At 66.4% G+C, this 9,022-nt stretch carries 6 protein-coding genes and 1 pseudogene; 5 read left to right on the forward strand and 2 right to left on the reverse strand.

All coding sequences use genetic code 11. The annotated features are described in order from the left end of the window. Positions 1-17 precede the first annotated feature (17 nt). A pseudogene (gene efeU / locus AB4Y73_RS11710) lies at positions 18-865 on the reverse strand (iron uptake transporter permease EfeU). Positions 866-1,008: 143 nt separating this feature from the next. On the opposite strand from efeU, the gene AB4Y73_RS11715 reads away from it, so the two are divergent. After that, the gene (locus AB4Y73_RS11715; protein ID WP_441871688.1) at positions 1,009-1,758 is read left to right on the forward strand and encodes an ABC transporter permease; all 750 of its coding nucleotides are present in this window, start codon (positions 1,009-1,011) and stop codon (positions 1,756-1,758) included. Here AB4Y73_RS11715 and AB4Y73_RS11720 read toward each other — a convergent pair. Continuing rightward, a complete protein-coding gene (locus AB4Y73_RS11720; RefSeq protein ID WP_441871690.1) occupies positions 1,730-2,962 on the reverse strand; it encodes a glycoside hydrolase family 76 protein in 1,233 nt (410 codons plus the stop codon). The two genes, AB4Y73_RS11715 and AB4Y73_RS11720, sit on opposite strands and share 29 nt — an antisense overlap. Positions 2,963-3,096: 134 nt before the next feature. Here AB4Y73_RS11720 and AB4Y73_RS11725 point away from each other — a divergent pair, with 134 nt between their 5' ends. From AB4Y73_RS11725 to ppc, 4 genes are all read left to right on the forward strand, one after another. Beyond that, positions 3,097-3,897, forward strand: a complete 801-nt coding sequence (locus tag AB4Y73_RS11725) for an SDR family NAD(P)-dependent oxidoreductase (RefSeq protein ID WP_441871692.1) — start codon at positions 3,097-3,099, stop codon at positions 3,895-3,897. Further along, a complete protein-coding gene (locus AB4Y73_RS11730) occupies positions 3,894-5,102 on the forward strand; it encodes an acyl-CoA dehydrogenase family protein (protein ID WP_441871694.1) in 1,209 nt (402 codons plus the stop codon). Before AB4Y73_RS11725 ends, AB4Y73_RS11730 begins: the two co-directional genes overlap by 4 nt. A 74-nt stretch (positions 5,103-5,176) precedes the next feature. After that, positions 5,177-5,857 carry an NADPH-dependent F420 reductase gene (locus AB4Y73_RS11735; RefSeq protein WP_441871696.1) on the forward strand — a complete coding sequence of 227 codons (681 nt, stop codon included), beginning with the start codon at positions 5,177-5,179 and terminating at the stop codon, positions 5,855-5,857. A gap of 169 nt (positions 5,858-6,026) precedes the next feature. Beyond that, positions 6,027-8,858 (forward strand): phosphoenolpyruvate carboxylase, encoded by a 2,832-nt coding sequence (gene ppc, locus AB4Y73_RS11740; RefSeq protein WP_441871698.1) that lies wholly within the window; start codon positions 6,027-6,029, stop codon positions 8,856-8,858. Positions 8,859-9,022 lie beyond the last annotated feature (164 nt).

The following is a 9,022-nucleotide window of genomic DNA, read 5'->3' on the forward strand; positions in this document are numbered from 1 at the left end:
TGCGTTGGGTTGGGGAGTTAGGAGATTGCTGCGGCGGCCGTTGCACAGTTCGGGGTGACCGTGTGGGCGCGCCGGTTGGAACGGATATAGAGGTACATGACGGGTGGTACGTAGAGCAGCCACGCGGCGGCTTCGAACCAGGTGGTGGCGGGGGAGAAGTTCAGTGTTCCCTTGAGCAGGGTGCCGTACCAGGAGGTCGGCGGTATGGCGGCCGAGACGTCGAATGCCAGGGTGTGCAGGCCGGGCAGGAGGCCTGCCTCCTGGAAATCGTGGATCGCGTAGGCCAGCACACCGCCGGCAATGACAATCAGGGCCGCACCGCTCCAGGTAAAGAACTTTCCGAGATTGACCTTCAAGGCCCCCCGGTGAAGCAGGTAGCCCAGGGCGGCCGCCGTTGCCAGGCCCAGCAGCGCCCCCATAAGAGGTGTTGTCGAGGAACCGGAGGACTGCGCCGCAGCCCACAGGAAAAGCGCCGTCTCGAGGCCCTCGCGGCCCACAGCCACAGCCGCCACCACAGCGAGCCCCCAGCCGGTTCCCCCGGACTGTACGTCCACCCGCGAGCGGAGGTCGCTGCCAAGCGTCCGGGCGGTCCTGGCCATCCAAAACACCATCCATGTAACAAGCCCGACGGCCAGTATCGACAGGCTGCCCCCGATGGCCTCCTGGGCTTCGAACGTCAGGCCGCGCGGACCGTAGGTGAGCAAGGCGCCAAATGCGCAGGAAACCGCGACGGCGAAAACGACGCGGCCCACATCCGGGGGAGGAGATGCCGGCGGCCGCTCTTGACCAGGTATGCCATCAGCAGGACCACGATCAGGGTCGCCTCGAGGCCTTCGCGGAGGCCAATCAGATAGTTTGCAGTCATTGCGGGTGGATACCTCGGATCGGGGCAGCCAAGGTTAGGCTTACCTAAAAATGAAGGTTACCCAGAGCCTCCGGAATTGTGCAAACTTTATGTGAGCTAATTGGTAAACATGACGTGTCGCCACGGCTGGCTATGCTGGCCTCATGCCTCAGCTTGCGGATTTCCTGCCCACGTTGGCGGGCGTCGGCCTGCTGTTGGTGCTGGCAGTTGCCGTCCTGCTGGCATTCCGTGTGCCGTCCCCGTTTTCTCCCGCGCTCGCGATCCTCAGGGGAGCGGTGCAGCTGGCCGCCGTCAGTTTTGTGCTCAGCGGCGTTATCACGAGTCCGTTGTGGGTCGCCGTGGGGCTGCTGGTGATGTTCACGGTGGCGACGGTCAGCGCCACCCGGCGCGTGGGCTGGAGCTGGGCTGGCCTCGCCCTGGTGGGAGGTTCCATGGCTGCCGGCATCGCGGCCACACTGCTGATCATTTTTGGCACCGGAGCGATCGAATTCAGTCCCCGCTACGCCCTGGCCATCGGAGGGATTGTGATAGGGAACGCGATGACGGTTGCCGTCCTGGCCGGCCGGCGGTTCGCGGAGACGGTCCATGGTCGCTGGGATGAGGTGGAGGGCTGGTTGGCGCTGGGCGCTTCGCCCCGGCGGTCAACCCTGGATCTTGCCCGGCGTTCGGTGTATGCGGCCTTGATTCCTGCCACTGACCAGACCAAAACCACAGGCCTGGTGACCCTCCCGGGAGCCTTCGTAGGTGCCATTTTCGGCGGGGTGTCGCCCCTTGAAGCCGGGCGCTTCCAGATTGTAGTGCTCGCGGCGATCATGGCTGCCGGCGCCGTCACTGCTGTCCTTGTCATCACCCAGCTCGCGCCGGTCAAGGTGCAGCCGGCGCTGCCCCGGTGATGGCCGCCCCGCTAAGGGTTGCGGCGGCCTCCAGCGCCATCCACGCCTGCAGCTGGGTGGAAAGTTCGACGGCGGCTCCCGCCGGGTAAGTAGCGTCCGCCGGAAGCGCCGCGTGGATGGAGAAGATGGGCCCGCCTTGGGTGCGCCGGCCCGCCCAGAACGCTTCCGCGGTGGCGTGGACGAGTTCGGCGGCAGTGGTCCGGGCGCCCTCCGGAAGCCTCGCGTCGGCGGCGGCGAGTGCCAGGTATCTGCACAGGATCCCGGTGAAGAGTCCGCCGTCGCCCGTTCCATCGCAGCGCAGGATGCTGGTACGGGTGCCCGGGGAGCTTCCGGGTACCAGTGCAGGGGCCGCGACGGTCAGGTGCTGGTCAATGGCCCTGATGACGGCGGCCGCCCGGCTGAGGTTCTCGTCGCCGCCAAGCTCCAGCAGCGCCCCGAGGACAGGCCCCTGGTTGTAGGTGTAGATGTTGTTCTCCACCGTGATTTCGCCGGCCGCGTTGAGCCGTGCCCCGTCAACGTAGAGGCCTTGCGCCTGGTCAAACACGACGGTGTTGAGCCAGTCCACCAGCCGTTGCGCTTTTGCCTGCTGGCCGGTCCGGGCATAGTAGAGCGCCACGGGGGCAGTTGCCGGGGTGTTCTTGAAGTCCCGCTTCTTACTCCAGAAGGTGCCGCCGCCCAGGTCATCAGTGGAGGCGGAATCGAACTGCAGGGTCAGGGTTTTGTGAACGCGGGCATTGCGGCGGCGGCCCGGTTTCCGCGTCTCCTCTGCCAGGTTCTGCAGGCGAAGGGTGGCCAGCGCCAGCCAGGCCATGTCATCGTAATAGCTGTTCACGAACGTGAAAGCGTTGCGCAGCCTGATGCCCGTGACCAGCCGGGATGCGAGCTTTCCGGCGCTGGCGTTGTCGGGGCCGTTGAACCTGGCCGCCTGCGTGGCGCCGTTGCCCAGTTCGCGTCGCCCGGCATCCACCAGGCAGTCCACGTACTGCGCCTGCCACCAGTAGTGCCAGGGGTGGAAAAGGTTCTGTAGCCGGTTGGACGGCCAGCGGACCGCCCCGAGGTGGGTTCCCGGCAGGAACAGCAGGCGCTGGCCAAAGTGTGACGTCACCGAACGGGCGGCCTCGTTCGCGCGGGCCGGCCAGTCTACGGGGGCCCGGTCAGCGGGGGTCCGGTCGGCGGGTGCTGGGCTGGTGTCCGGCGAAGTCATGCGTCCAGCCTAGCGGGCGCCCGCGGCTGGGCCCTTGAGCCCGTGCGAGGGTGCGGCTCACGTGTATTTCAGTTAACATTCACTAACTAATACTCGCCGCCGGCATGCTCGCGGGGCCACATCAAGGAGGATGTATGGACGTCAAGGGTACGGTCGCGCTGATTACGGGCGCGGCATCCGGTTTGGGGGCTGCCACGGCGAAGCGACTGTTCGACGCCGGCGCCTCGGTGGTGCTGATGGACCTGCCGTCCTCTGCCGGGGCGGCTTACGCGGCGGAGCTGAATGCGGGCAGCGCCAGCGGCGCCGGGCCCCGGGCCGTTTTCGTTCCCGCGGACGTTACCAACGAAGCGGAGGTGCAGGCCGCCGTCGATACCGCTGTATCCCTGGGGCCCCTGCGCATCGTGGTCAACTGCGCCGGCATTGCCACCCCCGGCAAGGTGCTGGGCCGTGACGGAGTCCTTCCGCTGGACGTCTTCAACCGCGTCATCCAGGTGAACCTCATGGGGACGTTCAACGTCCTGCGGCTTGCGGCCGCAGCCATGGTTGCCACCGAGCCGGTCACCACCAGCATTGGCGGACCCGAGCGCGGCGTCATCGTCAATACTGCATCCGTGGCGGCCTTCGACGGGCAGACCGGCCAGCCGGCCTACGCCGCCTCGAAGGGGGCTGTCGCCGCGATGACCCTGCCGCTGGCCCGCGAACTGGCGCGCTCGCTGGTGCGGGTGGTGACCATCGCCCCGGGCATTTTCGAAACCCCCATGATGGCATCGCTGTCCGATGAAGCCCAGGCTTCCCTGGGCCGGCAGGTCCCGCACCCGTCGCGGCTGGGGCGGCCTGCCGAATACGCCAGCCTGGTGGCGCACATCGTGGACAACGCCATGCTCAACGGCGAAACCATCCGGCTGGACGGCGCCATCCGGATGGGCCCGAAGTGAGCGGGCTGCCCACCGCCGACTTTTTCGACTTCGAGTCCCTGCTCAATCCGAAGGAGCGGGCCAAACTGGCGGAGCTGCGCGAATTCCTCGCCACGGAGATCGCCCCCCACGCGTCGGACTGGTGGAACAAGGCGGAGTTTCCGGCGCACATCCTTCCTAAGCTCGCCGCGCTGGAGCTGAGCACACCGGCCCAGCGCGGCTACAGCAACCTCTTCGCCGGCTTGGTCATCGCCGAGATGACGCGCGTGGACACGTCGATCGCCACGTTTTTCCTGGTCCACCACGACCTGTTCGTGGAGTCGCTGTACGGTTTCGGCTCGGCCGGCCAAAAGGACCGGCTGCTGGAGGATGCCGCAAACCTGCGCATTACCGGCGCCTTCGCGCTCACCGAACCCGGCCACGGCTCCGACGTCGCCGGCGGGATGGAAACGCGCGCCCGGCGCATCTCCAGCGCCACGGGAAAAGCCGACAACGGCGGCGATGCCTGGGTGCTCAACGGCGCCAAGCGCTGGATCGGTAACGGGACGTTCTGCGATTACATGCTCGTGTGGGCCAGGGACGAATCCGGCGGCGCCGACGGGCTGCCGGGCGCGGTGCGTGGATTCATTGTGGACGCGTCCCTGCCGGGCGTGAGCCGGAGCCGGATCGAAAACAAGATTGCGCTGCGGACGGTGCAGAACGCCGACATCGTGTTTAAGGACGTCCACGTTGCCGAGGCGGACCGTTTCGCCGGCGTCAGCAGTTTCGAGGACACCAACCAGCTCCTGCGCGGCTCGCGGATCATGGTGGCCTGGCAGGCAGTGGGCCAGCAGCTGGCGGCGTTCGACGTCGCCCGGCAGTACGCGGTCGAACGCCAGCAGTTCGGCCGGCCGCTGGCGAAGTTCCAGCTCATCCAGCAGCAGCTGGTCACCATGCTGGGCAACGCCGTCGCCAGCATGGGCATGATGGCCCGGCTGGCCCAGCTGCAGGACGAGGGCGCGGCGGACATGCCCCAGGTGGCCCTCGCCAAGTCCTATACCAGTGCCCGGATGCGCGAGACGGTAGCGCTGGGCCGGTCCATCCTCGGCGGCAACGGCATAGTGACCGACTACAGGATGGCCAAGATCTTCGCGGACGCCGAGGCCATTTTCACCTACGAAGGCTCCTACGAAATAAACACGCTCATCGTGGGCCGGGCCGTCACAGGCGTCTCCGCGATCGTCTGACGTTTCAGGCGCGCTCGCACCCTCAGGCGAGTAACGTCAGACCTAAAGGACCCGCACGCCGAACTGGAGTGATCATGAAGATTGCAGTACTTGGAACCGGAAGCGTGGGGCCCGCACTGGCCGCGGCCCTGTCCGGACTGGGCCACGATGTTGTGATTGGAACCCGTGACCCGCAGGCCACGCTGGCCCGGACAAAGCCTGGCGGGACGGGCGGACCGGCGTTTTCCCAGTGGCACGCATCCCACCCGGAGATAGCCGTCGCCACGCTCGCCGACGCCGCCGCGGCCGCCGAGTTGGTGGTCAATGCGACGAATGGCACGGCCTCCGTTGAAGCACTGAGTGAGGCCGGCGCGGCGAACCTGGCCGGGAAGATCCTGATGGATGTCGCCAACCCGCTCGACTTCTCCCACGGTTTCCCACCGGCTCTGAGTCCGGTGAATACGGACAGCCTGGCGGAACAGATCCAGCGGGCGTTCCCGGAAGCAAAGGTGGTCAAGACGCTGAACACCATGACTAACAGCGTGATGGTTGATCCCGGGCGCGTGGCTGGGGGAGACCACACCGTTTTTGTCTCCGGGAACGATGCCGGAGCCAAGGCGGCAGTCAGCGAAATCCTGACGGCGTTAGGCCATACAGACGTCCTCGACCTCGGCGACATCACCACCGCCCGGGGCGCGGAGATGATCATGCCCCTCTGGTTGCGGGTCTGGGGTGCGCTGGGCACGGGCGAGTTCAATTTCAAAGTAGCCCGCTGAGGACCGCCGTGAACGTGGAAGCTGTGGCGGGCGTCAAGGGCAAAGACATCATCTGAGACGGATTCCCGCTTCGCCGTCGGGTGCAGGTAGCATCGAAACGTAGTAACGCGGCTCACAGTATCCAGCGCAGTGTACGAGCCAAGTCCCGAACCCTCGAAAGACAGTTTCCATGGCTAACACTGCAGTGAATCCCACAACCGATCTCGCCTCCGAACTGAGGGCCGACGTCCGGCGCGTCTCCACCCTGCTGGGCGAATCCCTGGTGCGCCAGCACGGTCCTGAACTCCTTGAGCTCGTGGAGCAGGTCCGCCTCCTCACCAAGGAATCCAAGGAAGCCGCCCGCGGCGGCGCCGATGCCACCGGCCCGTGGAGCGCGCACGACGTCGTCGAACAGGTCCGCGAACTGCTCGGCTCCTTGCCGATTGAGCAGGCAACCGACCTGGTTCGGGCCTTCGCCTTCTATTTCCACCTCGCCAACGCCGCCGAGCAGGTCCATCGCGTCCGCACCCTGCGGACCAGGGAGGAAAAGGACGGCTGGCTGGCCAAGGCCGTGGCCGAAATCGCCGCCCAGGCCGGCCCCGAAAGGCTCCAGGAAGTGGTCAACGGACTGGATGTCCGCCCCATCTTCACGGCCCACCCCACCGAGGCTTCGCGACGTTCGGTGCTGGACAAAATCCGCAAGCTCTCCGATGTGCTGGCCCAGCCCACCAAGGAAGGCACGTCCGCGCGCCGCCGGCAGGACCGCCAGCTGTCCGAGGTCATCGACCAGATGTGGCAGACCGACGAACTGCGGCAGGTGCGCCCTACGCCGGTGGACGAGGCCCGCAACGCGATCTACTACCTCGGCGGCATCCTGACCGACGCCATGCCGGAGATACTGTCGGACTTCTCGGAATTGCTTGGCGAGCACGGTGTCAGCCTCGCGGCCCAGGACGCCCCCATCCGGTTCGGTTCCTGGATCGGCGGCGACCGCGACGGTAACCCCAACGTCACGGCGGCCGTCACGCGGGAAATCCTGCAGATCCAGAACCAGCACGCCGTCCGCATCAGCATCGCCATGATGGACGAACTGATCTCCATCCTGTCCAACTCCACCGCCTTGTCCGGCGCGGACCAGGGCCTGCTGGATTCGATCGAAGTAGACCTGAAGAAGCTCCCGGGCCTGGACCGCCGCGTCCTGGAGCTCAACGCCCAGGAGCCCTACCGACTCAAGCTCACCTGCATCAAGGCCAAGCTCATCAACACGGGCAAACGGGTTGCCGTGGACTCCACTCACGAACATGGCCGCGACTACAGGTCCACGGCGGAACTCATGGCGGATCTGGAACTGCTGGAATTGTCCCTCCGCAACCATTCGGCGTCGCTCGTTGCTGACGGTGCGCTGGCCCGCGTCCGCCGCGCCGTCGCATCGTTCGGCCTGCACCTGGCCACCCTGGACATCCGCGAACACGCGGATCACCACCACGATGCCGTGGGCCAGCTTATGGACCGGATCGGCGGCCCGGGCCTGCGCTACGCCGAGCTGAGCCGTACTGAGCGCTTCGAGGTGCTGGGATCGGAGCTCGCGTCCCGCCGCCCGCTCTCCGGCCACCCCATTAAGCTCGACGGCGTCGCGGACGGGACGTACGACGTCTTCCGTGAAATCCGCCGCGCGTTGCGCACTTACGGCCCGGACGTCATCGAGACCTACATTATTTCCATGACCCGCGGCGCGGACGACGTCCTGGCCGCGGCCGTCCTGGCCCGCGAAGCCGGACTGATCAACCTGTTCGGGGAATCGCCGTACGCCAAGATCGGCTTTGCACCCCTGCTGGAAACCGTGGAGGAACTGCGCGCCTCCGCCGAAATCGTGGACCAGCTGCTGTCCGTCCCGTCCTACCGCGACCTCGTCAGGCTCCGCGGCGACGTCCAGGAAATCATGCTGGGCTACTCGGACTCCAACAAGGAATCCGGGGTGATGACCAGTCAGTGGGAGATCCACAAGACCCAGCGGAACCTTCGCGACGTCGCGGCCAAGCATGGCGTCCGGGTCCGGCTGTTCCATGGCCGCGGAGGTTCCGTGGGCCGCGGCGGCGGCCCCACATACGATGCCATCATGGCCCAGCCGAACGGCGTGCTGGAAGGGGAGATCAAGTTCACCGAACAGGGCGAGGTCATTTCTGACAAGTACTCGCTGCCGGAGCTGGCCCGGGAAAACCTGGAGCTTTCGCTCGCGGCCGTCCTCCAGGGCTCTGCACTGCACCGCGATCCGCGGACCTCGGACGATCAGCGCGAACGCTACGGGCACGTCATGGAAACCATTTCCGATGGCGCTTTTGACCGGTACCGGAAGCTGATCGACGATCCCGAGCTGCCCGCCTACTTCCTGGCATCCACCCCGGTGGAGCAGCTGGGCTCGCTGAACATTGGCTCCCGCCCCTCCAAGCGCCCGGATTCCGGGGCCGGCCTTGAAGGTCTGCGCGCCATCCCGTGGGTGTTCGGCTGGACCCAGTCCCGGCAGATCGTGCCGGGCTGGTTCGGTGTGGGCTCTGGCCTGAAGGCAGCGCGCGAGGCCGGCCACTCCGCCCAGCTCGTGGAGATGATGGAGCAGTGGCACTTCTTCCGGTCCGTGCTCTCCAACGTCGAGATGACCCTGGCCAAAACGGACCTGGACATCGCCGGGTACTACGTGGCCACGCTCGTCCCCGAGAAGCTGCACCGCATCTTCCGCGCCATCCGGGAGGAGTTCGACCTCACCGTCAGGGAAATCCAGAACCTGACCGGTGAGAACGTCCTCCTGGACGCCCAGCCCACGCTGAAGCGTTCGCTGGAAATCCGGGACCAGTACCTGGACCCCATCAGCTACCTGCAGGTTGAGCTGCTCAGGCGTATCCGGGCCGCCCAAGGGGCCGAGGGCGCCGAAGGTGAAAGCCTGACCAACGCAGAGATCGACGAAAGCCTTCAGCGGGCCATGCTGATCACGGTCAACGGTGTGGCAGCCGGCCTGCGCAACACCGGCTAACCCCCTCCACCCGGAGGACGCTCTCTCACTAGTCCGAAAATGGAGGGGACGTGACCGCGGTCGGTGCGCACTGGTTCACCCCGTGATGGTCTGGCGGGTGTTGGTGTGGGTATGAAGACGGGGTCAGGCTGCGGGTGTCAGGGTGACGGTGTAGCCGAGGGCTT

The organism is Pseudarthrobacter sp. TAF60_1, assembly GCF_052113505.1.
In the GTDB taxonomy this organism is placed as follows: Bacteria; Actinomycetota; Actinomycetes; order Actinomycetales; family Micrococcaceae; genus Arthrobacter.